The sequence below is a fragment of the Sulfurimonas denitrificans DSM 1251 genome, assembly GCF_000012965.1.
Lineage (GTDB): Bacteria > Campylobacterota > Campylobacteria > Campylobacterales > Sulfurimonadaceae > Sulfurimonas > Sulfurimonas denitrificans.
The window spans coordinates 1,325,886-1,347,972 of sequence record NC_007575.1; the positions used below are offsets into that span (position 1 = coordinate 1,325,886).

At 33.6% G+C, this 22,087-nt stretch carries 22 protein-coding genes; 15 read left to right on the forward strand and 7 right to left on the reverse strand.

Annotated features, from left to right (window positions below; all coding sequences use genetic code 11):
- The first annotated feature begins 77 nt into the window (after positions 1-77).
- Positions 78-1,028 carry a chemotaxis protein gene (locus SUDEN_RS06585; protein WP_011372887.1) on the forward strand — a complete coding sequence of 317 codons (951 nt, stop codon included), beginning with the start codon at positions 78-80 and terminating at the stop codon, positions 1,026-1,028.
- A gap of 37 nt (positions 1,029-1,065) precedes the next feature.
- On the opposite strand, the gene SUDEN_RS06590 is transcribed toward SUDEN_RS06585, so the two are convergent.
- Genes SUDEN_RS06590 through SUDEN_RS06600 form a run of 3 tightly spaced genes read right to left on the reverse strand, consistent with a single transcriptional unit; the run spans position 1,066 to position 4,461 of the window.
- Positions 1,066-2,397 carry a sodium ion-translocating decarboxylase subunit beta gene (locus tag SUDEN_RS06590; RefSeq protein WP_011372888.1) on the reverse strand — a complete coding sequence of 444 codons (1,332 nt, stop codon included), beginning with the start codon at positions 2,395-2,397 and terminating at the stop codon, positions 1,066-1,068.
- 4 nt (positions 2,398-2,401) lie between these two features.
- Positions 2,402-4,213, reverse strand: a complete 1,812-nt coding sequence (locus tag SUDEN_RS06595) for a biotin/lipoyl-containing protein (protein ID WP_011372889.1) — start codon at positions 4,211-4,213, stop codon at positions 2,402-2,404.
- A gap of 8 nt (positions 4,214-4,221) precedes the next feature.
- Complete coding sequence (locus tag SUDEN_RS06600) at positions 4,222-4,461, reverse strand: OadG family protein (RefSeq protein ID WP_011372890.1); 240 nt, start codon at positions 4,459-4,461, stop codon at positions 4,222-4,224.
- Between the two features lie 152 nt (positions 4,462-4,613).
- On the opposite strand from SUDEN_RS06600, the gene SUDEN_RS06605 reads away from it, so the two are divergent.
- The 3 genes from SUDEN_RS06605 (at position 4,614) to SUDEN_RS11330 (ending at position 5,451) form a co-directional block, all read left to right on the forward strand.
- A complete protein-coding gene (locus SUDEN_RS06605; RefSeq protein WP_011372891.1) occupies positions 4,614-4,904 on the forward strand; it encodes a DUF3817 domain-containing protein in 291 nt (96 codons plus the stop codon).
- Between the two features lie 64 nt (positions 4,905-4,968).
- Complete coding sequence (locus tag SUDEN_RS06610; RefSeq protein WP_011372892.1) at positions 4,969-5,277, forward strand: hypothetical protein; 309 nt, start codon at positions 4,969-4,971, stop codon at positions 5,275-5,277.
- Positions 5,278-5,283: 6 nt separating this feature from the next.
- On the forward strand, positions 5,284-5,451 hold the full coding sequence (locus tag SUDEN_RS11330) for a hypothetical protein (RefSeq protein ID WP_158301043.1): 168 nt from the start codon (positions 5,284-5,286) through the stop codon (positions 5,449-5,451).
- Here the strand turns inward: SUDEN_RS11330 and SUDEN_RS06615 are convergent.
- Positions 5,448-5,954 carry a hypothetical protein gene (locus SUDEN_RS06615; protein WP_011372893.1) on the reverse strand — a complete coding sequence of 169 codons (507 nt, stop codon included), beginning with the start codon at positions 5,952-5,954 and terminating at the stop codon, positions 5,448-5,450. The two genes, SUDEN_RS11330 and SUDEN_RS06615, sit on opposite strands and share 4 nt — an antisense overlap.
- A gap of 99 nt (positions 5,955-6,053) precedes the next feature.
- Positions 6,054-7,946, reverse strand: a complete 1,893-nt coding sequence (gene htpG, locus SUDEN_RS06620; RefSeq protein WP_011372894.1) for a molecular chaperone HtpG — start codon at positions 7,944-7,946, stop codon at positions 6,054-6,056.
- 278 nt (positions 7,947-8,224) lie between these two features.
- Between htpG and SUDEN_RS06625 the strand changes: the two genes are divergently transcribed.
- Both SUDEN_RS06625 and SUDEN_RS06630 read left to right on the forward strand, forming a co-directional pair.
- Positions 8,225-9,052, forward strand: a complete 828-nt coding sequence (locus SUDEN_RS06625; protein ID WP_011372895.1) for a universal stress protein — start codon at positions 8,225-8,227, stop codon at positions 9,050-9,052.
- Positions 9,053-9,064: 12 nt separating this feature from the next.
- Entirely contained in the window at positions 9,065-9,388 is a 324-nt protein-coding gene (locus tag SUDEN_RS06630; RefSeq protein WP_011372896.1) for a hypothetical protein, read from the forward strand.
- Here the strand turns inward: SUDEN_RS06630 and SUDEN_RS06635 are convergent.
- Positions 9,385-10,782, reverse strand: coding sequence for an MBL fold metallo-hydrolase RNA specificity domain-containing protein (locus tag SUDEN_RS06635; protein WP_011372897.1), 1,398 nt, complete (start codon positions 10,780-10,782; stop codon positions 9,385-9,387). The genes SUDEN_RS06630 and SUDEN_RS06635 overlap by 4 nt on opposite strands.
- Positions 10,783-10,970: 188 nt before the next feature.
- Here SUDEN_RS06635 and abc-f point away from each other — a divergent pair, with 188 nt between their 5' ends.
- Positions 10,971-12,911: a ribosomal protection-like ABC-F family protein gene (abc-f, locus tag SUDEN_RS06640; RefSeq protein WP_011372898.1), complete on the forward strand. Its 1,941-nt coding sequence runs from the start codon at positions 10,971-10,973 to the stop codon at positions 12,909-12,911.
- Positions 12,912-12,927: 16 nt separating this feature from the next.
- Here the strand turns inward: abc-f and SUDEN_RS06645 are convergent, their stop codons facing one another.
- The gene (locus SUDEN_RS06645) at positions 12,928-14,277 is read right to left on the reverse strand and encodes a class II 3-deoxy-7-phosphoheptulonate synthase (RefSeq protein WP_011372899.1); all 1,350 of its coding nucleotides are present in this window, start codon (positions 14,275-14,277) and stop codon (positions 12,928-12,930) included.
- A gap of 164 nt (positions 14,278-14,441) precedes the next feature.
- Between SUDEN_RS06645 and SUDEN_RS06650 the strand changes: the two genes are divergently transcribed.
- From SUDEN_RS06650 to SUDEN_RS06685, 8 genes are all read left to right on the forward strand, one after another.
- The gene (locus SUDEN_RS06650) at positions 14,442-15,359 is read left to right on the forward strand and encodes a GGDEF domain-containing protein (protein ID WP_041672268.1); all 918 of its coding nucleotides are present in this window, start codon (positions 14,442-14,444) and stop codon (positions 15,357-15,359) included.
- Positions 15,359-16,009, forward strand: coding sequence for a CvpA family protein (locus tag SUDEN_RS06655; RefSeq protein ID WP_011372901.1), 651 nt, complete (start codon positions 15,359-15,361; stop codon positions 16,007-16,009). The genes SUDEN_RS06650 and SUDEN_RS06655 overlap by 1 nt, the downstream gene beginning before the upstream one ends.
- A 1-nt stretch (position 16,010) precedes the next feature.
- The gene (locus SUDEN_RS06660; protein ID WP_011372902.1) at positions 16,011-16,487 is read left to right on the forward strand and encodes a Fur family transcriptional regulator; all 477 of its coding nucleotides are present in this window, start codon (positions 16,011-16,013) and stop codon (positions 16,485-16,487) included.
- Between the two features lie 20 nt (positions 16,488-16,507).
- Positions 16,508-18,022, forward strand: coding sequence for a lysine--tRNA ligase (lysS, locus tag SUDEN_RS06665; RefSeq protein WP_011372903.1), 1,515 nt, complete (start codon positions 16,508-16,510; stop codon positions 18,020-18,022).
- 2 nt (positions 18,023-18,024) lie between these two features.
- Positions 18,025-19,272 carry a serine hydroxymethyltransferase gene (locus SUDEN_RS06670; protein WP_011372904.1) on the forward strand — a complete coding sequence of 416 codons (1,248 nt, stop codon included), beginning with the start codon at positions 18,025-18,027 and terminating at the stop codon, positions 19,270-19,272.
- Positions 19,273-19,281: 9 nt separating this feature from the next.
- On the forward strand, positions 19,282-19,824 hold the full coding sequence (locus SUDEN_RS06675) for a DUF1882 domain-containing protein (RefSeq protein WP_011372905.1): 543 nt from the start codon (positions 19,282-19,284) through the stop codon (positions 19,822-19,824).
- Positions 19,825-19,895: 71 nt separating this feature from the next.
- Positions 19,896-20,579: an SPOR domain-containing protein gene (locus SUDEN_RS06680; protein ID WP_011372906.1), complete on the forward strand. Its 684-nt coding sequence runs from the start codon at positions 19,896-19,898 to the stop codon at positions 20,577-20,579.
- A 45-nt stretch (positions 20,580-20,624) separates the two neighbouring features.
- Positions 20,625-22,028, forward strand: a complete 1,404-nt coding sequence (locus tag SUDEN_RS06685; RefSeq protein ID WP_011372907.1) for an anthranilate synthase component I family protein — start codon at positions 20,625-20,627, stop codon at positions 22,026-22,028.
- Positions 22,029-22,087 lie beyond the last annotated feature (59 nt).

Sequence of the window (22,087 nt, forward strand, 5' to 3'; positions counted from 1 at the left end):
ACCATTTCATTATTAACATTCAAGCATTTTTCATCATATTTTTGGTACTATCCTACAATACAAGTCAAGGGGAATATATGTCTGTTTTAGATAATGTTGATGCAGCCACCAATCTGGCAAAAAACAATGAAGTTCAACTTTTGGTTTTTAGAGTTGGTGATAAACCTGATTCTACGTACTATGCAATCAACGTATTTAAAACACGTGAAGTAGTAGAGTCTAAGAATCACTATATAACTCAAATTCCATCATCACACTGGCTCTTAGAAGGCACAATCGTTCTTCGTGGTCTTCAAATACCAATACTTAATCTTCCACTATGGCTAGGTGTTACACTAACTAAAGAAGAGATAAAAAGATCAAATATATTAGTCTGCGACTTTAATGGAGTGGTTATTGGACTTAGAATTATGTCTGCATTTAGAGTTATCAAAAAAAATTGGAGTCAAATGCATGCACCTGATAGCTACAGAGTTGGCAATGACAATGTAGTTATCAATGATACGAGGCTTGAAGATGGAAGTTTATGTCTTGTTCTGGATTATGAAAAACTTTTAGCAGATGTAATCCCGCATGCTATGGTTGATGTAACTGAATCCCCTGTAAACCTTAAAAGCTTAACTATTCCTATCAAACTAAAGAATGGGACTGTTTTAATTGCTGAAGACTCTAAAACAGCACAGAAGCATCTAAAACAGATTTTTGAAAATGCAAATCTCTCTATGAAAATTTTTGATAATGGTAAACTGCTTGTAGATTATGTTGATTCTCTTGAAGAGAATGCGTCAAAAATTCCAGCAATTATTACAGATATAGAGATGCCAGAGATGTCTGGATTTACTGTTGTAAAACTCTTGAAAAACAACCCACTAACTAGAAATATACCAATAATTGTAAATAGTTCAATGACTGGACAAAATAATAAAAGAGAAGCTGAAGTTCTGGGAGCAGATGGTTTTGTAGATAAAACAAAAAGTCAAAATATAATTCCACTTATCGTGGAAATTATGAGTAAAGATGAAGCATAGAAACTTGCACTCCTAGAAAAAAGGAGTGTAGCTCTATTTATTTAAAGATAGAGATAAGAATACCAGCCGCAACTGCAGAACCTATAACACCCGCAACATTCGGACCCATAGCATGCATAAGAAGCATATTTGTTCTGTCATACTCCATACCAACTTTATTTGACACACGAGCAGCCATTGGAACAGCAGAAACACCAGCTGAACCAATTAGCGGATTAATCTTACTTCCAGGGAAAAGATTCATAATCTTAGCCATAATTACACCTGCCGCCGTTCCAGCAGAAAATGCAAGAATTCCAAGAGCTAAAATAGCTAAAGTATCAGCAACCAAAAATTGATCAGCTGCTAATTTTGAACCAACAGCAAGTCCTAAAAATATAGTTACGATATTGATAAGAGCATTTTGCATAGTATCTGAGAGTCTATCAACAACACCGCTCTCTTTTAAGAAGTTACCAAACATAAATGCACCAATAAGAGGAGTTGCATCTGGAAGAACTAAGATAGCAAGAGCAAGCACCATAATAGGAAAAACAAGTTTTTCTAAACGAGACACATGTCTCATAGTTGTCATTCTAATTCGTCTCTCAGCGTCAGTAGTCAATGCCTTCATAATCGGAGGCTGAATAATTGGAACCATAGCCATATATGAATATGAAGCTACCGCTATTGCACCTAAAAGTTCAGGGGCTAGTTGCGTGGCTATAAATATGGATGTAGGACCATCTGCACCACCAATTATAGAAATTGCTGAAGCTTGTTGAAGTGTAAAATCGAAAAATGGTGTATATTCAGCAAGAGCAACTGCACCAACCAATGTTCCAAAAATTCCAAACTGTGCAGCACCGCCAAGGAATGCAGTTTTTGGATTTGATAGCAGTGGACCAAAATCAGTCATAGCACCAACACCCATAAAAATTAAAATTGGAAAGAGTTGATTAGCTAATCCCATATGGTAAATGATACCTAAGAAGCCATCTGGTCCAGCCATATTTGCCACTGGTATATTTGCCAAAAGTCCACCAAAACCTATCGGAAGAAGTAATAATGGCTCAAATCCTTTAGCAATCGCAAGATAAAAAAGAAGGAATGTAATTAAAATCATAATTACTCTACCCCAACCCTTATGAAAGTCACTCATCGCTTCGCCATGTGAATTCATTTCATTAGGATTAGGATTTATAATAGCATTTATGCCAGTTGAAGTTAAAAACCCGCCTATCATTTCAGAAAAAGATTGTGTTTTGTAGCTCTCTTCTTTATGTGTAGATGATGCCTCTAAAGGAGCTCCAGATGGAGCTTCATCTGCATAAATAGATATGCTAAAGAACATAAAAAGAGTAAGTAATTTTATTATAAAAAATTTCATACTACTAACCTAATACTGCTACGACTTGACCTTCAACTACTTTATCATTTGTAGCAACATTAATAGACTTAACAACACCACCTTTTGGTGCTACTATATCTATCTCCATTTTCATAGATTCTAAAATTAAAATCACATCACCTTCATTTACACTTTGACCTGGATTAGCAACTATTTTCCATACACTTCCAGGGAGAAGCGCTTTAATGTCAAGTTGAGTTCCTGAAGTTGTAACAACTTTTGGCTTTGATGGCTCAACGCTCTCGCCATTTACTTCAGTCACTTGAATATTAACATCGCCCTCAGCAACTTGAACACTAAACTTTTGACCATCTACTACTACTGTATAATTTCCACTTCCCATACTTGAACTCCCTTGTGATTTATTTTCTTCTTCTTTTTTCATAGTTGATATTTTACGAACACTTAACTCGCCATCGCCTTTTAAAAATGCGATACCTTTGTCATGACATGCAGCAGCGATAAAAATATTTTCTTCTGTAATCTCAATATTCTCTTCTTTTAGTCTATTTATCCAAGTAGCCAAAGATTTGCTCTCATCAGCATTTGCTAAATCTAGGGCTTTCTCTGTTGTTGGGGCTAAACCTAACTTCTCAGAAGCAATTCTAACAACTTCAGGGTCTGGAGCAACTGGAGTTTTTCCAAAATACCCAAGAACCATTTTTCCATAGCCTGGAGCTATTGCATTCCAAGGACCTTGCATTACATTGTTAAGTGCTTGTTGAAAATAAAATTGTGAAACTGGGGTAACAGATGTTCCATACCCACCCTTCTCTACAACTTCAGTCATAGCAGCAATCACCTCTGGGAACTTATCCATAATGCCATTATCACGCATCATTTGAGTATTTGCAGTAAGTGCACCGCCTGGCATGGGAGAAAATGGAATAATAGGAGAAACCATTGTAGCCTCAGGAGGCATAAAATAGTCAGATAGGCAGTTTTGAAGCTCTTTTTCGTATGATAAAACCTTACTTATCTCTAATCCACCAAGGTCATAGTTCATTCCTTTTGTAGCATGGAGCATTGTAAGTATATCTGGCTGACTAGTTCCACCGCTAACAGGAGCTGCTGCCATATCTATACCATCAACTCCTGCCTCAAGAGCAGCCATATAAGCAGCCACCGAGACACCAGCTGTCTCATGAGTATGTAGTCTTAAATGTGTTCCCTCAGGAATAAGACGTCTTGCCATTTGTATAGTTTCAAACACTTTTTGGGGGTTTGATGTTCCAGATGCATCTTTAAAACAGATACTAGTATATGGAATTTCACTATCTAAAATTTCACGAAGAGTTTTTTCATAAAATTCAACAGTATGTGCGCCAAAGCATCCAGGAGGCAAATCCATCATGGTAACAACTACTTCATGTTTTAGTCCATGATGAGTAATTCTCTCTCCTGAGTATTTTAAATTTTCCACATCATTTAGTGCATCAAAATTTCTAATTGTTGTTGTACCATGTTTTTTAAACATCTTTGCATGTAAGTCTATAAGCTCTTTTGAACCTGTATCTAACATAACTGTATTTACACCACGTGCCAATGTTTGAAGGTTGGCATCTGGCCCTACAATCTTACGAAACCTATCCATCATCTCAAACGCATCTTCTCTTAGATAGAAGTATAGTGATTGAAATCTAGCGCCACCAGCGAACTCAAAGTGAGTTATTCCAGCAGTCTTTGCCGCTTCTACAGCTGGAAAAAAATCGTCCATTAATACACGACCACCAAAGACAGATTGGAAACCATCCCTAAATGTCGTATCCATTACATCTATAAATTTCTTAGCCATTATATTCCTTAACTTTCTCTGTGGTGTTTAATTGCAGCCGTAATGGCCGCAACTACTTTTTGCTGTTGGTTGTTATTTTGAGTATTTTTAGATGAAGAGCCTTCTATAGGCCTAACTTCAGGGAAAAATTTATTAATCGTTTTTGACATAACACCTATGAAAAATATCATAACTGCAAGAAATAAAAATACAGCTCCCATTCCAAGACCCATAAATTTAACGCCCTCTAATACAAGGTTGGTTTCCATGTAATTTCCCTTTTAAACAAGTTTCGCGCCATTGTATAACATCAAAGTTTAAAAAGAGTTTGCGATTACTTTTTAAATTTGAACAAATAACCAAGTTGTTACTTTTAGATTATATAATCCACAAATCAATAAATTATATACTGGGATAAAGTATGAAAAATAAGAGTGTTGTTAGATTTGGGCAGATAAATACAATTGAGGGATACTCTTATTTGGTACTTGTGTTTATTGCAATGCCCATGAAGTATATTTTTGGAATTCCCGTAGCTGTAAAAGTAGTTGGAATGATTCATGGAATACTTTTTATAATATTTTGTCTTCTTTTAATTAAAGCGTGGCAAGAGACAAAATGGTCCCATAAAGAGAATTTAATATTTTTTATTGCATCTCTTATTCCATTTGGAACATTTTTTACAAAAAATAGAATAAAAACTTATGAATAAAAAAGTTTTATTTAGTTAGAATATTTTTAAATTTTAAAAGCAAAATATATGATTGGAGAAGACTATGATTGCTGGAATGCATGAACAAGATTTTATGGCTTACATGATATTTGGATTAGTTTTAAATTTTATGTTTTCAATACTCTTTGGGTTATATCTTAGCAAAAACATAGGTATGCAGGAGATGCTTACCTCAAAGGGTGACAAAGAGCAATCTCTCTTAGTTAGTTTATCTCTTTTTATACCTTTTGCAAAAATGGTCATAACACTCTACAGAGTTGCTATTTTGCAAATTTTCTTTTTAAACAAAGGTTATTCACACAAAGAGTTTTGGATTTATATTACTTCAAATAACCTAAATAAAGTAGATTAGATTTTTATGAATGAGCATAAACTAAAAGTAGTTCTTATGCTCTTAGTAGGTGTGATATTCTCTTTTATATTTATCATACTTGCCTTTGTCTTACCCACAAAAACAAATGAAATAACAATAATAAAAAAACCATCTAATTTATTAGAAGAAGTTTCAAAAGCAATTAGAGATTAAAGAGTCTCTTTAATGGCGATAAGTTTTAATGTTTCGTATGCACAAAGAGGATTTAGCTTTGTTGCAGAAATTTCTAAAGCTTTAGCATAAAGCCTTAAATAATCTAGATTTTCTTCTACTACTATCTTCTCAAGAAATTTTTGAGCATCTTTTATACGTAAATTTTTTACAACACCTAAATTTTTATGTGCTAAATCTCTAATTTTGGAGTAATTTAAATTTTTTTTATCTACCGAGTCTTTTTTTAATTCATCTATATATTTGTAAAATAGAATTTTTGATTTTAAAATTTCTACAATATAATCTTCTATAAGCTCAAGGATAATATCCTCCTCTAAAGAGAGTTCTTCAACCGCTTCTTTTATCTCATATTTATAGTTTAAAACATCTAAATGTATAAAATTTTTCTCTATAAATATATCTCCATTTTTTATCATAATATCTATTTTATTACGTAAATGAGCATTTTGTGGAACTCTTTTTTCGGTAAACTTATAATTCATAAAGAGAAAATATCATATTTCATTATTTTGTAGTTTTAAAGGTAGATAAAAAAATGTAAATGGGGTATGAGTGCTACAAAAGCACTCATATAAAATAACTTATATTGCTTTGGCAATAACTCTGTTTAATCTTAAAACAAATCCAGCTGTATCTTCTAGTTGAACTCCATCAAAGAGTTTTGCTTGATCTAAAAGCAGGTGAGCTGCATCATTTATTAAGTTTATATCAGCAGAATTTTTTAGTTTTATAATTAGCTCATGCTTAGGATTTATCTGAAGAATAGGAGCTGGAGCTGGAGTATCACCACTTTGTCCCATCTGCTTCATAATCTGCGCCATCATAAATGCAGGATCTTCTTTGTCCTCTTTTAATTTGACAGGTGAATCAACTAAATCAAATGTAACTTCAACACTTTTGACACTATCTCCTAAAGACTCTTTTAGCTCTTTTGTAAGTCCTTCAAACTCTTTTGAACTCTTCTCTTGAGCTTTTTTGTCATTCTCATTTTCTTCAAACTTTACATCGTTTACATGTATTAGTTTATACTCTTTGTACTCTGTAACCATTGGGAAAATTATTGTGTCTATCTCTTCATTTAAAACTAAAACATTTATACCACGAGATTTAAATCTCTCTAATGCTGGTGAGCTTTTAAGCATTGAGAGGGAAGTTTTTCCAGTTATATAATAAATCTCTTTTTTTGTCTCATCAACATTTTTTATAAACTCCTCAATCATAATTTTTTCATCAGAGTTTATAGTGTTGAATTTTAGAAGTTCTAAAATATTCTCACGATTGCCATAGTCACTATATAGTCCCTCTTTTAAAACATTACCAAATTGTGTAAAGAAGTCATCATATTTTTTAGCATCTCTCTTTGCCATCTTTGCTAGTTCTGAGAGAACTTTTTTTACAGAAGCATTTTTAATTTTTGCCATAACTGCATTTGATTGTAAAATCTCACGGGAGACGTTTAGAGGCAAATCTTTTGAGTCAATTACACCACGTAAAAATCTCAAATATGTCGGCATGAGCTCTTTTTCATCATCAGTAATAAACACACGATTGATGTAGAGTTTGATACCAGTTTGATAATCAACTCTATACATATCCATAGGTGCTTTAGATGGAATATAAAATAGTGTCGTGTACTCTATAGCGCCCTCTGCTTTGTTGTGCATCCAAGCGAGTGGTTCTTCTGATGAGTGCGCAATTGAACTATAAAAATCTTTATACTCCTCATCACTTATCTCATTTTTTGAAATAGTCCAAAGAGCGTTGGCACGATTTATTTGAATATTTTCAACTTCATTTCTTGAAGGCTCTATCTCTTTACCATCTTCATCTTTTTTCGCAGGAATAAATTTATCTTTATCCATAAAGATTGCAAAAGGAATGTGGTTTGAGTATTTTTTTATAATACCCTCAATTCTATAACTATCCAAAAACTCACTCTCATCATCATTTAGGTGCATAACTATCGTTGTGCCATGAGACTCTCTAGTAGTTTTTTCTATCTCAAATTCACCATCACCCTTGCTAATCCAAAGATATGCTTGTTCAGTAGCAGCTTTTTTTGTTGTAACTTCAACTTTGTGTGCAACCATAAAAGAAGCATAGAAACCAACTCCAAACTGACCAATAAGATGAGAATCCTTCTTTTGATCTCCACTTAAATTTTCTAAAAATGCTTTTGTACCAGATTTAGCAATCGTTCCTAGATTGTTCATCAAATCTTCTTCATTCATGCCAATACCGCTATCTTTGATAGTTAAAGTTTTAGCTTCTTTATCTGCAATAATATCGATACGAGGAGAAAAATTTACTCCTTTGTACTCATCATTTGTCAATACTAACATATTTAACTTATCAAGAGCATCTGACGCATTTGAAACAAGCTCACGAATAAATATCTCTTTATTTGAATATAGCGAGTGAATCATAAGGTTTAGTATCTGATTTGCTTCGGTTTGAAATTGATGTTTTGCCATCTTTTAAATCCTTTTAGTTAATAGTTTGAGAAATAGTATCAAAAAAAAGTTAATAAATACAAATCAAATCAAGAAACCTTAGTCTATATGACTAAAGAATATTTACTTTATATTAAATAACTTATAATTTTTATTTTTAAATCCTTTTTTATACTCAAATAAAGCCTCTATAAGTTCAAAGATAATTTAAATGAGTTATAATCACACGATATAGCTTTTATACTGTTTGTATTTAAAGATGGTATGTACGCAAAAGATTATTTAAATTAGGAGTTATTATGAAAAAATTTACGGTACTTGTCGCGATTGACTTCTCAAAAAGTAGTTATGTTGTTTTAGAGAAAGCACTTAGCTTTACAAATCAAATGGATGGTGAATTACATGTAGTGCATGTAGTTGAGAGCTCATTTTTCTCAAAAAAAATAGATTTAGAGAGTACAAAAAATAGTGGATTTTTAAAACTTAGTGAAAAATTTAGTTCAATAAAAAAAGAGAACTACCACTGTGTAAGTGGCAAGGTGAAAATTGAAGTTGCAAATACAGCAAATATTTTAAATGCTGACATGGTAATAATGGGCAATAGTGGTGAAACAAATTTCTTAGATGCTCTTATCATGGGTTCACACACAAAAGAGATTATAAAACATGCTCAAACTCCTATTTTAATAATGAAAAAAGAGCATGAGCTAAAGTATGAAAACATCTTAATACTCACAGATATGTCACAAGAGTCTGCAAAAGCGATTAAATATACAGCTAAGCTTTTTGCCAACGCTTCTATTACTCTGGTAAATCTGTTTTATATGCCTCTTGGCAGTACAATGAGCCTTTATGGAATGGACCCGCAAAGTCTTGCTACTTATCAACAAAGTATTCAAGAAGAGTCACAAGGAGAGTTAGAATCATTTTTAGATTCTCTGTCTCTACCGCAAGAGATAGACGTCACAGCATCTTCTATTAAAAGCACTCTAAGTGCTAAAACATTTAATGAAGAGGTTAAAGGAATAAAACACGACATACTTGTAATCCATGCAACACAAAATGTTAGCTTCTTTGCTTTTGATATTTTAGAGCAATCTTTAACAGATGTATTTGTTGTAAAGTAATTTGGTATTTTTTTGTTTCAAGAGGATATTGAAGAGCAGATTGTAGAGCAGATAGAGCCTACTCCTAGGCTCTATCTTAGGAGATGTAAAATTATAGCGCTGATTTTAAAGCTATTTTTACAATACATGACTATTTTTATATCTGTTGTAGTGTGGTATTTTTATGACTTTTTCATAGCTCTTCTTGCACTCGTTTTATCATTTATAATCATGGGCATTGTTCGCTCAAAACTGCGAAACAGTGTCATTCCGCTTAAGCAAAGAGAGCATCAATACAATGATGAAGCAATAGCCACTTGGTATGCAGCTAAGGCTTTATGTTATGGGGAGATTTAAAGATTTATCTTTACTCCATGTTCAACTATTTTTGACTCACACCCTAACTCTTTTTTAATCTCTCTTGAGAAAATCTCCATCTTATCTTCTTCACCATGAATTAAAAAGATATTTTTCAACCCCTCAATTGGGCGCACCCAATCAATCAACTCTTTTTGGTCTGCGTGAGCTGAAAATCCGTTGATAGTGTAAATTTTTGCTCTTATGGCTATCTCTTCTCCGTAAATTTTAACATGTTTATCTCCATCAACAATGCTTCGTCCTAAAGTTCCTCTAACCTGGTATCCGACAAAAATAATTGCATTTTTTGGACTCCATAATCTATGTTTTAGATGGTGCATAATACGTCCTCCAGTACACATACCACTTCCTGCTATGATAATAGCACGCTCTTTTACCTTGTTTATTGCAATAGATTGATCGCTTGAGGTGCTTGTTTTAAGCCAATTAAAAGAGAATGGATCGCCTCCTCTGCCTGGTGTATATATTAGTTCATCACTCAAATATACTGGATAACGGTTATAAAGTTTTGTTGCTTTAATAGCGAGTGGACTATCTAAATAGATTGAGCATTTTGGCAACTCTCCACTATCGTGCATTACATGTAATAGCCAAAGTATCTCTTGCGTTCTCTCTAGTGCAAACGATGGAATTATTACATTTCCATTTTTTTTGAGTGTAGTGCGAATTGCCTCTTTAAACTCATCTATACTCTCATCAAGAGACTTATGTTTACGGTCTCCGTATGTTGATTCTATAAAAAGATAATCAGCCTCATCAACACTATCTGGGTTATCAATGATGAGTCTTTGTGGTGAGCCTAAATCACCTGAGAAAACCACTCTTTTTGATTTATTTTTTTCTTGATAATCAATCATAACAAAAGCGCTGCCCAAAATATGTCCAGCATTTCTAAAAGATATTTTTATATGGTTTTTTAATTTATGCTCTTCAAAATATTCAAGAGTACACCACTTTTTTTCAAAAACATTTTTTACATCATCTTTAGTATATAAAGGCTCTAAAATAGTATCTTCTTCACCTCTTCTTCTAGCTTTTCTTCTTAGGGTTTTATACTCCTCTTGAAGTATATTTGCACTATCTAAGAGCATAACTTTTGCAATATCTTTTGTTGCTTTTGTTGCAATTATTTTGCCTTTAAAACCATCTTTTATGAGTTTTGGAACTCTTCCTATATGGTCAAGGTGTGCATGTGTTAAAACAAGATAGTTGATTTTTGACACATCAAACTCAAAATCATCATAATTTTTATTATTATCTCCATTACCTTGAAACATTCCACAATCAATCAAAATATTAATAGAACCTATTTTTACATGATGGCAAGAACCAGTAACAGTTCCTGCCGCCCCATATGATGTAACACTTACCATTTAAACTCTCCTTTTTGCCAAAGCAAATACTTTTTTTATTATATTTAAACTTAGTGTAATTATTGTGAAAAACTAAAAAGAAGTTAGATTGAGCATTTTCAATAAGTCATTATTAACAATAATAGAGATACTATTTGCCTTAAATTTTTTTCTTTAAAAGCCCTATAATTTGGAGTTAATATATATACATGGCATTAATAGACCTACTAAACATATCAAAACATTATGAAGCTCAAAAAATTTTAATAGATATAAATTTTCATGTTGACGAAGGCGAGAGAATCGTCATAATCGGTAAAAATGGAAGTGGAAAATCTACCCTTATGAAGATAGTAAATGGGACACTAGAGCAAGATAGCGGTGAGCGTATTTGCAGACAAAATTTAGAGATAAAAATGTTAGATCAAAGACCAGAATTTAAAGATGGTGCTACTGTAAGAGAGGCTGTTGAAGACGGACTAAGTGAGCTTAACATTGCAAAAGAGAGATATGAAAAACTCTCACATCTCCTAGCAGATGATTTTCAAAACAGAGCTTTTATAGATGAACATGAGATGCTCTCTCGCTATATTGAGCATCATAACGCTTGGAATTTAGATGATAAGATTGACCGCATAATAGAGCATTTTGATCTCAAGCAGTATGAAGAAAAACCAGTTGCTATGCTTAGCGGAGGGGAACAAAGAAGAGTGGCACTTGCTTCACTGCTTCTACAAAAACCAGATATTTTACTTCTTGATGAGCCTACCAACCACCTTGATGTTTACATGGTAGAGTTCTTAGAAGAGTTACTTTTAAGAGAGAAGTTTACTCTTGTTTTTATATCTCATGATAGATATTTTATAGATAGAGTGGCTACTAAAAGCGTTGAAGTTGAAGATTGCTCCATCAGAGAGTATAGCGGAGGATACAGCAACTACTTAAGCCAAAAAGAGGAGTATATGCGAACTCTTGAGAAGCAACATGAAACTCTTTTAACTATACTAAAGAGAGAAAACGAGTGGTTTTCTCGTGGTGTAAAGGCAAGACTAAAGAGAAATGAAGGGCGCAAAGAGAGACTTATGTCTCTTAGAGAAGATGCAAAAACAAATCCCTCTAAAATCAAAAAAATGACGCTAGAGCTCGAGCGTGAAGCCAAACATTTCAATCGTGACAAAAGTGTAAATAAGCAAAAAATGCTCTTTGAAGTAGAAAATCTTGGCTTAACCATAGGAGATAAAGAGCTATTTAAAAACTTTACAACTAGAATACTTCAAAAAGATACAATTGCCATAGTTGGACCAAACGGAAGTGGTAAATCAACTCTGCTAAAAGCTCTTCTTGGGCGTATAGAGCCAACAGAGGGGAAGATAAAAAGAGGCGAATTTAAGATAGGCTATTTTGATCAACACCGTGAGATGTTAGATGATAATCTAAATCTTATGGAGACTTTTTGTCCACATGGAGGGGATAGAGTAAGTGTTCGTGGGCGAGATATGCATGTTTATGGCTACTTAAAAAACTTCCTCTTTCCTAGAGAGTTTTTAGATAAAAAAATAGGAATACTTAGTGGCGGTGAGAAAAACCGCATCGCCTTGGCACTACTTTTTACAAAAAATGTAGATATTTTAATTCTCGATGAGCCAACAAATGATTTGGATATTCCAACAATAAATATTTTAGAAGAGCAGTTAATCAACTTTAGCGGAGCTGTAATTATAGTTAGCCATGATAGATATTTCGTAGATAAAATTGCTAAAAAGCTCTTTATTTTTAAAGATGATAAGAGCATAGAAGAGAGTTATCAAAGTTACACAGAGTATTTGGAGTTTGAGAGAGAGCTAAGAGAACTTAATGCACTTGCAAAAGAGAGTCAAAAAACAGAACTAAAGCCTAGAGAAAATAAAACTAGAGAGTTGAAACTCACATTTAAAGAGAAGATTGCACTAGAGAAACTTCCGCTAGAGATAGATGATATTGAGATAAAAATTGAAGAGAAAAACAGCTGCTTGGCAAATCCTACATGTTATGAGAAGATAGGAATTACAAAACTGGCACTTGAACTAGAAGAGCTCAAAAGGTTATATGAAGCTAAAGTTGAAGAGTTACTTAATATAGAAGAAAAAGCAGAAGAGATAAATAATAGCTAGTGCAAATACGCACTAACTACTTTTGAGCTTCTCTTAGAGTATCCGCTATTAAAAATGCTAACTCTAAAGCTTGATCAGCATTTAATCTTGGGTCACAGTGAGTGTGGTAACGAGAGCTTAAATCTTCTTCAGTTACTACAAAAGAGCCGCCAATACACTCTGTCACATTTTTACCTGTCATCTCTAAATGAACGCCGCCTGCGAATGTCCCCTCAGATTTGTGAACTTGAAAAAATTGTTTCATCTCGGTTAAAATAGAGTCAACTGGACGAGTTTTAAAGTTGTTTGATGATTTTACTGTATTTCCATGCATAGGATCACAGCTCCAAAGAACTTTTCTACCCTCACGCTCTATTGCACGAATAAGTTTTGGCATACCATCTGCTACTTTATCAGCACCCATTCTAACAATGATATTTAAACGCCCAGCTTCATTTTGAGGATTTAAAACATCACAAAGTCTAAGCAAATCTTCTGGGTCCATCGATGGTCCAGCCTTAACTCCAATAGGGTTGTTAATGCCTCTCATGTACTCTACATGTGCTCCATCTAATTGGCGAGTTCTATCACCTATCCATAACATGTGAGCAGATGTGTCATACCACTCATTTGTAATTGAATCTTTTCTTGTAAATGCCTCTTCATAAGGAAGCAATAACGCTTCATGCGAAGTATAAAAATCTGTCTCTCTTAGAGTTCTATGAGTTTTTGATGTAATTCCACATGCTTCCATAAACTTTAGAGACTTTCCAATCTCCTCTGCTAAATCTTCATATTTTTTACTTATCTCACTCTGGTTTGTAAAATCAAGATTCCATTTATGCACTACATGTAAATCTGCAAGTCCACCAGATGCAAAAGCACGAAGAAGATTTAAAGTCGCAGCTGACTGATTATAGGCTTTTATCATTCTTTGTGGATCTGGCACACGCATCTCTTTAGTAAAATCAACACCATTAATAATATCACCACGATAAGCATCAAGTGTAATGCCATCAATTGTTTCAGTATCGCTTGAACGAGGCTTTGCAAATTGTCCACCAAGACGACCAACTTTTACAACAGGAACTCCGCCAGCATAAGTCATAACTACTGCCATTTGAAGGATTGCTTTAAATGTATCACGGATATTGTGTGCGTGAAACTCACTAAAACTCTCAGCACAATCTCCACCTTGAAGTAAAAAACCCCTCCCCTCAGAAGCATTTGCAAGTTGAGCTTTAAGTGAACGTGCTTCACCTGCAAAAACAAGTGGAGGATAGTTTCTCAGCTCCTCTAACACTCTATTTAATTCATCTTGATTTGGATATGTAGGCTGCTGCACAATAGGTTTTTGTCTCCAACTTGATGCGCTCCAATTACTCATGGTAATACCTTTTTTATAATCTTTTATCTATTTTTGAAATTTTACATTACACTACCTAAAATAGCACTGATTAGTTAAGTTTAAAAATTAAAAACCAAAAAAAAAGCTACATTTTATTCTTAGAGATGTATAATGCAACATATTTTTCAGTGGACTATACTATTATGCAAAAAAGCGATTTAAAAGCACTTGTTGAGCAAATTTATGAAAATCTTCTAGAGCGTATTGACGGCGAAGAAGAGGCATCAAAAGAGCAAGTTGTAAGCTATTTAAGAGATGCAATTGATATAGTTACAAACATTAACGATAGAGATTTAGACACTATAGAACATGCTAAAGAGAGTTTTAAAAATTCCTACAAAGAGATTGTCAAAGAGAGTTTGAACTCATATAAAAATACAAATGATAAGTTTGGAGAGTTGACGAAACTTAACAAAGATACTATAGAAAAATGCAATGAACAACATATTGATTTAAATGCATTATCTGAAAAATTTAATGATATCCATACTCACATGAGTGATGAAGTGAGAAAAGCAAATCTAGTAATCACAGAGCTACATCAAAAGGTTAAAATTCTTGAAGAGACTTCAAATCTCGACCCTCTAACTAAAGTATTTAACAGAAGATCTCTTAGCTCTTATCTTCAAGAAGTTTGTTCAAATAAGAGTCTGCCTTATGATGATTTACATGTAATGATGCTTGATATAGATAATTTTAAAAGCATTAATGATAAATATGGTCATATAGCTGGAGATAAAATTCTTATTTTTATATCAAATATACTCAGAAAAACTCTCAGAGATGGTGATAAAATCTTTAGATATGGTGGAGAAGAGTTTACTATTGTTATAAACAGAAACAGTGATGATCAGTGTGAACAAATAGCAAATAGGCTTCTACATCTTATAAGCTCAAACAATCTCATCTACATGGGTGAGCGAATCTCTGTAACAGCTAGCATTGGAGTTACAAAATTAAAAGAGCATGATACTCCAGACTCTCTTCTCTCAAGGGCAGACAAAGCGTTATATGTTTCAAAAAAAAGTGGAAAAAATATGGTTTCTAAGGACTGCAATTAATGGCGTTTAGTTATTTTGATATTATTGTCTCGATTTTAGTTCTTTTTTTAGGACTTAAAGGAATTTTAAACGGTTTTTTTAAAGAAATTTTTGGTCTAATTGGTATCATAGGTGGTATTTTTATAGCATCTAGAGTCGGAGATAGTGTAGGTAAGCTTATTAATGATTCAGTATTAAAATTTCAAAATGATGCTGCGGTAAGCTTTACTGGTTTCTTGGTTACTCTTGCTCTGTTTTGGCTCTTTATGATAGGAATTGGAGTTGTTTTTAAAAAATTAAGCTCTCTTAGCGGTCTTGGAATTTTTGATAAAATCTTTGGTTTTTTAATTAGTGCAGGAAAGTTTTTCCTTATAGCATCTGTTATTTTATACTCTACATACAACATAAAAGCGATGCGTGCCAATCTTGATTCGATGATGAAAAACAGTATTCTCTTTCCTATTTTAGTTGAAACAGGCAGTTTTATTATGAAATTAGACCCTATAGAGATATCTGATGAGATAAATGCCACTATTGGAAAAGGCGCACAAATCATAGAAGATGAAGTTGGAAAAAAAATAGAAGAAAACAGTTTAAAAATAGTCGAAGATACAAAGAAAAAACTGGATATGAGTGTTGAAGATAATTTATCAAGCAAAGGAGATAAATAACATGTCCGAAATAACTACTGATTTTAATGATAAAACAGTTGCCTATAAGCAGTTGTTAGAAGATTTTAAACAACTTCTGAAAAAAAATAGTTTAAAATTCACTATTCAAAGAGAAGTTATTTTAGAGACTCTTTATAATTCAGATGAGCATTTAACTCCAGAGGCTCTACATAACCTTATTCAAGAAAAATTTCCAGATTTAAACACTGGAATTGCTACAGTTTATAGAACATTATCCCTTTTAGAAGAGTCTGAGATGGTCACTTCTCTCTCATTTGGTGCACAAGGCAAAAAGTATGAACTTGGGGCAAAACACCACCATGATCATTTTATCTGTACAAATTGTGGAGATATTACAGAGTTTGTAGATGAGCAGATAGAAGAGAGACAACACAAAATTGCGAAAGAGTTGGGTTTCGAAATGAAAGATCACTCTATGCAAATCTACGGTATATGTAAAAACTGCCAAAAAAAATAGAAAATATAAAGGAAAGATTATTGGTTTTTGATAATAAATTTATTCAACAGAGAATTGAAAAAGTAGAAATTTTAAAAAAAGCGGGGATAAACCCTTATGCAAACGAATCAAAAAGAAATGCAACTATTGAGAAATTTTTAAATGTAAATTCGGATGTGATTAATAAAGAGAACAAAAGAGATGAGAAGAGACGCTACACTTTAAGTGGACGTATAAAACTCTTTAGAATTATGGGAAAAGCAAGTTTTATACAAATTGAAGATGAGAGTAATGTACTTCAAGTGTATGTTGCAAGAGACCATATAGGTGAAGAGTTTTACAATGAAACTTTCAAAAAAAACATAGAAACAGGTGACATTGTAGAAGTTAGCGGATACCCTTTTGTAACTGGACAAGGAGAGCTCTCTCTTCATGCTGATAACCTTAAACTACTTACAAAAGCGATATCTCCTCTTCCTGAGAAGTTTCATGGCATAACTGACAAAGAGACAAGATATAGAAAAAGATACCTTGACCTTATTATGAATGCTGATGTTCGCAAAACATTTAAAGTTAGATCTAAAGTAATATCTTTAACTCGTCGCTTTTTTGAAGACAAAGGCTTTTTAGAGGTTGAAACTCCTATGATGCACCCAATTGCAGGTGGTGCAAATGCTAAGCCATTTGTTACTCATCATAACGCTTTGGGAATTGATAGATACCTAAGAATAGCTCCTGAACTCTACCTAAAGAGACTTATAGTAGGCGGTTTTGAAGCTGTTTTTGAGATAAATCGTAACTTTAGAAATGAGGGAATGGATGCTACACATAATCCTGAATTTACCTCTATTGAGTTTTATTGGGCATATAAAACATATAAAGATTTGATTGAAATCACAAAAGAGTATTTTAGATATCTTTTTGATCATCTAAACCTTCCAACTTCTCTTCCTTATGGAGATATGGAAGTTGATTTTAACAAATTTAGTGAAGTGCCGCTAATAGAATCTTTATATACTATAGGCGCTGTTCCAAAAGAGATAGTAAATGATAAAGATAAAATTATCTTATTTTTAAAAGAGAAAAATATCCAAGTAAAAAACAATCTAAGCTTAGGTCAACTTCAAGGGGAGTTATTTGATGAGTTTGTTGAAGACAAGCTGATAAACCCTACTTTTATAACTGAATACCCAGTAGAAATATCGCCTCTTGCTAGAAGGAGTGATAAAAATCCCGAAGTAACTGAGAGATTTGAGCTATTTATTGCTGGGCGTGAGATTGCAAATGCATTTAGTGAGTTAAATGACCCTGTTGATCAATACAATAGATTTAAAACTCAAGTTGAATCAAAAGAGAGCGGAGATGATGAAGCCCATGCAATGGATTTGGACTTTGTAGAGGCTCTAAGCTATGGAATGGCACCAACTGCTGGTCAAGGTATAGGAATAGACAGACTTGTTATGTTGCTAACAAATGAGCACTCAATAAGAGATGTTCTGCTCTTTCCAGCTATGAAACCGATACATACAGATGAAAAACAAGAAGAAAAGGAATAAATATGAGTTTTTTAAAAGAGTTTGATAAAGATATATTTGATTTATGCGAAAAAGAGTTAGAGAGACAGAGTAACCATTTAGAGATGATTGCTAGCGAGAACTTTACACTTCCTGCAGTTATGGAAGCGATGGGAAGTGTATTTACAAATAAGTATGCTGAGGGCTATCCTGCAAAGCGTTATTATGGCGGCTGTGAATATGCTGATGGTGTTGAGCAGTTAGCTATTGATAGAGCTTGCAAACTCTTTGGTTGTAATTATGCAAATGTTCAACCACACTCAGGAAGTCAAGCAAATGCAGCTGTATATGCGGCTCTTCTAAAGGCTGGTGATAAGCTCTTAGGTATGGATTTAAGTCATGGCGGACATTTGACTCATGGTAGTAAGCCGAGTTTTTCAGGTCAGAACTATTCAAGCTTTACTTATGGGGTGGAACTAGATGGAAGAATGAACTATGATAAAATCTTAGAGATTGCAAAAGCAGTTCAGCCAAAAATCATAGTTTGTGGTGCCAGTGCTTATGCAAGAGAGATAGACTTTAAAAAGTTTAGAGAGATTGCTGATGCTGTTGGTGCTATTATGTTTGCTGATATTGCCCATGTTGCTGGTTTAGTTGTAGCAGGTGAGCATATGAGTCCATTTCCTCACGCTCATGTTGTAACAACTACTACTCATAAAACTCTTGCGGGTCCTCGTGGCGGTATGATTATGACAAATGACGAAGATATAGCAAAGAAGATAAACTCTGCAATTTTCCCAGGTATTCAAGGTGGTCCACTTGTACATGTAATAGCAGCAAAAGCTGTTGGGTTTAAATACAACTTATCTGCTGAGTGGAAAGATTATGCTGTGCAAGTAAAAGCAAATGCAAAAATCTTAGGTGAAGTACTTGTAAAAAGAGGTTATGATTTAGTAAGTGGCGGAACAGATAACCATTTAGTTCTACTCTCGTTTTTAAATCGTGATTTCTCTGGCAAAGATGCAGATATTGCTCTTGGAAATGCAGGTATAACAGTAAATAAAAACACTGTTCCCGGAGAGACAAGAAGCCCTTTTGTTACAAGTGGGATTCGCATTGGAAGTCCAGCACTTACAAGCAGAGGCATGAAAGAGAGAGAGTTTGAGTTTATTGCTAACAAAATTGCCGATGTTTTAGATGATATCAATAACACAAAGCTTCAAGAATCTGTTAAAAAAGAGCTCAAAGAGCTAGCACAAAAATTTGTAATTTACAATCAATCAACATATTAAAGGATACAAATGACAGCATCTGATTTAAATCTTATAAAAATGTCAACGGATCACTACTGGATAAAAAGAGATTCAGTAGTAGATAAGATTATCTTTAAAGGTAGAACATTTTATAATAAATTTGAAAAAGTAAATGCCATTTTGTCACAAGCTGTTATAAATCAGCATATAAAAGGCGAAATAACCGTAGCACATTCGCTAATAAACAAACATGGTAAAGTAGAAAATATTGTAATTGATTATAACGGGAATGATCCAGAGCGCTTTTATCATAAGACTCAACTTCTGCTTCGAGAAGAGGGTTTTATAAATTTTACTGCTTACAAAACAAGAACTGAGGGACATCTTCATGTATATATTCATAAAGGTCATACTACCCTTCAAGAAGCTATTCAGCTAGGAAAAATGATAAGTATGAAATTAGCAGCAAAACAGCCAAAACAGTGGAGAATGTTTCCAAATGCTGATATGCCAGATGATTATAACATTTTAACACTTCCAATGGAAGTTTACTCTAAAGAGCGTGGTGCCTCTTGGTCAAAACACATGTAGCATCTATTGAAAAAGCACATGTAAACAACTTTTAGGTATTATTATAGATAAAGAAGATTGAAGGAGACGTTATGGAAGAAAAAAATGAACTAAATGATATTATCTTAAATAAAAACAGTTCGTCTGCTGGAAATAAGAGAGTTATTCTAGCTGTTGCTACACTTGGTATTGTACTTATTGTAGTCGTTATGCTTATGAATAGTATAACATCTAGTAGTACTGATAACCTGCCACAAGCAATTCTCCCTCCTGAGCCACAAAGAGAGATAAAGAGTGTAGCAGATGAACCTCTTTTTGAAGATGTCACTGTCGTTCAAGAAGCAGGTAAAGAGAATATATCTTTAGATGAAATTGCACAAAAACTTAAAGAAGAGAGCACAAAAGAGACTCCAAAATTACAATCTAAAGCAGAAGAAACCAAACAAGAAGATGTAGTTGAGAGCAAAAAAACTGAGAGCAAAAAGTTAGAACCTAAAAAAACAGTAACAAAAGAGCCGAAGCCTAAGCCTCAAATTGCAGCTTCTGGAGGATTGTATATTCAAGTTGGTTCTTTTTCAAGATATGAGCCAAATAAGAAATTTTTAGACTCTATAACAAAGCTTGGATATGAGTATAAATTTCATAAAGTAACAAACAATGCCACTCCTTTAAATAAAGTTCTAGTTGGTCCTTTTGCTACTGAGAGTGAGGCTAGAAAAGCACTCAAAGAGTTAAGGTCTTCTGTTGAATCAGGTGCTTTTTTAACAAAAATATAATGTAACTATGCTCCTACGGGGGCAACTTTTTTATAAGGTACTCCTTTGATTTATTCAAAACAATTTTTTCAAGATCAATTAGCTCCAATTGCAGTTTATGCAAAATTAAAAACTATATTTAAAGATGAGATATCTTTTCTCTTTGAGAGTGCTGGCCAGAGTGATGGCAACTACAGTTTTATCTGTATGGGTGCTAGAGAGAGCATCAAATATATGGATGGTAAAACTATCTACTCCGATGCCAACGGCTTATCTCACTATAGTGATGAGTCACCGTTTACTTTTCTAAAAAATTACTATAAAGATATAGACATCTCAATCTATAAAAAAGCCTCAAGTGAACTTAAAGTCGGTTATGTAGATGGTTTTATAGGCTACATTGGTTATGACATGGTAAAAGTTTTTGAGCCTAAATTACACTCAAAGATGGATACTTTAAAAGATGAACTAAATACTCCAGACCTTGATCTCATACTTCCAAAGATGATTTTAGTCTATTCTCATAAAAACCATCAATTAACACTCATTAGCACACTAAAAGAGATGAGCGACAAGTTTGATATGATTGAGAGTGAACTAAAAGAGTCTTATAAATATATAGATATGGTCAAAAATATAGGAAACGATAAAGGTAGTTTTGCTCACACCAAAGAGCAGTTCTTCAAAATGGTTGATGACTCTAAAGAGATGATAAGAAGTGGTGATGTTTTTCAAATTCTTATGACAAACCGCTTTACAAGGAATATAAAAGTAGATCCATTTAGTTTTTACAGAATCCTAAGAACTAAAAATCCATCTCCATATATGTTTTTAATGGAGTACAAAGATTTTAATATAGTAGGAAGTTCCCCTGAAGTCATGGTAAGGCTCACTAATGGCGAACTTCTTCTTCGCCCAATAGCTGGAACAAGGAAAAGAGGCTCTACAAAGCAAAGAGACAAAGAGCTAGAAGCTGAACTACTAACAGACCCAAAAGAGTTAGCAGAGCATCTAATGCTTATAGATTTAGGTAGAAATGATGTAAGCAGAGTTGCAAAGACTGGAAGTGTGAGAGTTGAAGATATGATGCATATAGAGAGATTTTCACATGTTATGCACATAGTCTCAGATGTTACAGCTACTCTTGCTGATAATAAAGACATGTTTGACTTGTTTATGGCAACTTTTACAGCAGGAACAATGACAGGAGCTCCAAAAATTCGTGCAATGGAACTTATAGCAGAGTTTGAAGGGCTAAAACGTGGCTTTTATAGTGGAAGTGTTGGCTACTTTGGTTTTGATGGAAATATGGATAGTGCGATAACTATAAGAACAGCAATGGTTAAAGATGATAAAGTCATTCTACAAGCTGGAGCTGGAGTTGTTGCAGATAGTCAAAATGAGCTTGAATACCTAGAAGTCAAAAATAAACTCGGAGCATTAGTTGCTTCGCTTGAAGATTTAGACTAAAATTTATAATTTTTCTCGGCGAAGCAGTAGCTTTAGTGAGAGGAATTTTTGCTGGGCTT

What these genes read in the sequence shown, in the direction of transcription:
- SUDEN_RS06585 (WP_011372887.1), top strand. Translation starts at nt 78, where the DNA reads ATGTCTGTTTTAGATAATGTTGATGCAGCCACCAATCTGGCAAAAAAC.
- SUDEN_RS06590 (WP_011372888.1), bottom strand. Translation starts at nt 2,397, where the DNA reads ATGAAATTTTTTATAATAAAATTACTTACTCTTTTTATGTTCTTTAGC.
- SUDEN_RS06595 (WP_011372889.1), bottom strand. Translation starts at nt 4,213, where the DNA reads ATGGCTAAGAAATTTATAGATGTAATGGATACGACATTTAGGGATGGT.
- SUDEN_RS06600 (WP_011372890.1), bottom strand. Translation starts at nt 4,461, where the DNA reads ATGGAAACCAACCTTGTATTAGAGGGCGTTAAATTTATGGGTCTTGGA.
- SUDEN_RS06605 (WP_011372891.1), top strand. Translation starts at nt 4,614, where the DNA reads ATGAAAAATAAGAGTGTTGTTAGATTTGGGCAGATAAATACAATTGAG.
- SUDEN_RS06610 (WP_011372892.1), top strand. Translation starts at nt 4,969, where the DNA reads ATGATTGCTGGAATGCATGAACAAGATTTTATGGCTTACATGATATTT.
- SUDEN_RS11330 (WP_158301043.1), top strand. Translation starts at nt 5,284, where the DNA reads ATGAATGAGCATAAACTAAAAGTAGTTCTTATGCTCTTAGTAGGTGTG.
- SUDEN_RS06615 (WP_011372893.1), bottom strand. Translation starts at nt 5,954, where the DNA reads ATGAATTATAAGTTTACCGAAAAAAGAGTTCCACAAAATGCTCATTTA.
- htpG (WP_011372894.1), bottom strand. Translation starts at nt 7,946, where the DNA reads ATGGCAAAACATCAATTTCAAACCGAAGCAAATCAGATACTAAACCTT.
- SUDEN_RS06625 (WP_011372895.1), top strand. Translation starts at nt 8,225, where the DNA reads ATGAAAAAATTTACGGTACTTGTCGCGATTGACTTCTCAAAAAGTAGT.
- SUDEN_RS06635 (WP_011372897.1), bottom strand. Translation starts at nt 10,782, where the DNA reads ATGGTAAGTGTTACATCATATGGGGCGGCAGGAACTGTTACTGGTTCT.
- abc-f (WP_011372898.1), top strand. Translation starts at nt 10,971, where the DNA reads ATGGCATTAATAGACCTACTAAACATATCAAAACATTATGAAGCTCAA.
- SUDEN_RS06645 (WP_011372899.1), bottom strand. Translation starts at nt 14,277, where the DNA reads ATGAGTAATTGGAGCGCATCAAGTTGGAGACAAAAACCTATTGTGCAG.
- SUDEN_RS06650 (WP_041672268.1), top strand. Translation starts at nt 14,442, where the DNA reads ATGCAAAAAAGCGATTTAAAAGCACTTGTTGAGCAAATTTATGAAAAT.
- SUDEN_RS06655 (WP_011372901.1), top strand. Translation starts at nt 15,359, where the DNA reads ATGGCGTTTAGTTATTTTGATATTATTGTCTCGATTTTAGTTCTTTTT.
- SUDEN_RS06660 (WP_011372902.1), top strand. Translation starts at nt 16,011, where the DNA reads ATGTCCGAAATAACTACTGATTTTAATGATAAAACAGTTGCCTATAAG.
- SUDEN_RS06670 (WP_011372904.1), top strand. Translation starts at nt 18,025, where the DNA reads ATGAGTTTTTTAAAAGAGTTTGATAAAGATATATTTGATTTATGCGAA.
- SUDEN_RS06675 (WP_011372905.1), top strand. Translation starts at nt 19,282, where the DNA reads ATGACAGCATCTGATTTAAATCTTATAAAAATGTCAACGGATCACTAC.
- SUDEN_RS06680 (WP_011372906.1), top strand. Translation starts at nt 19,896, where the DNA reads ATGGAAGAAAAAAATGAACTAAATGATATTATCTTAAATAAAAACAGT.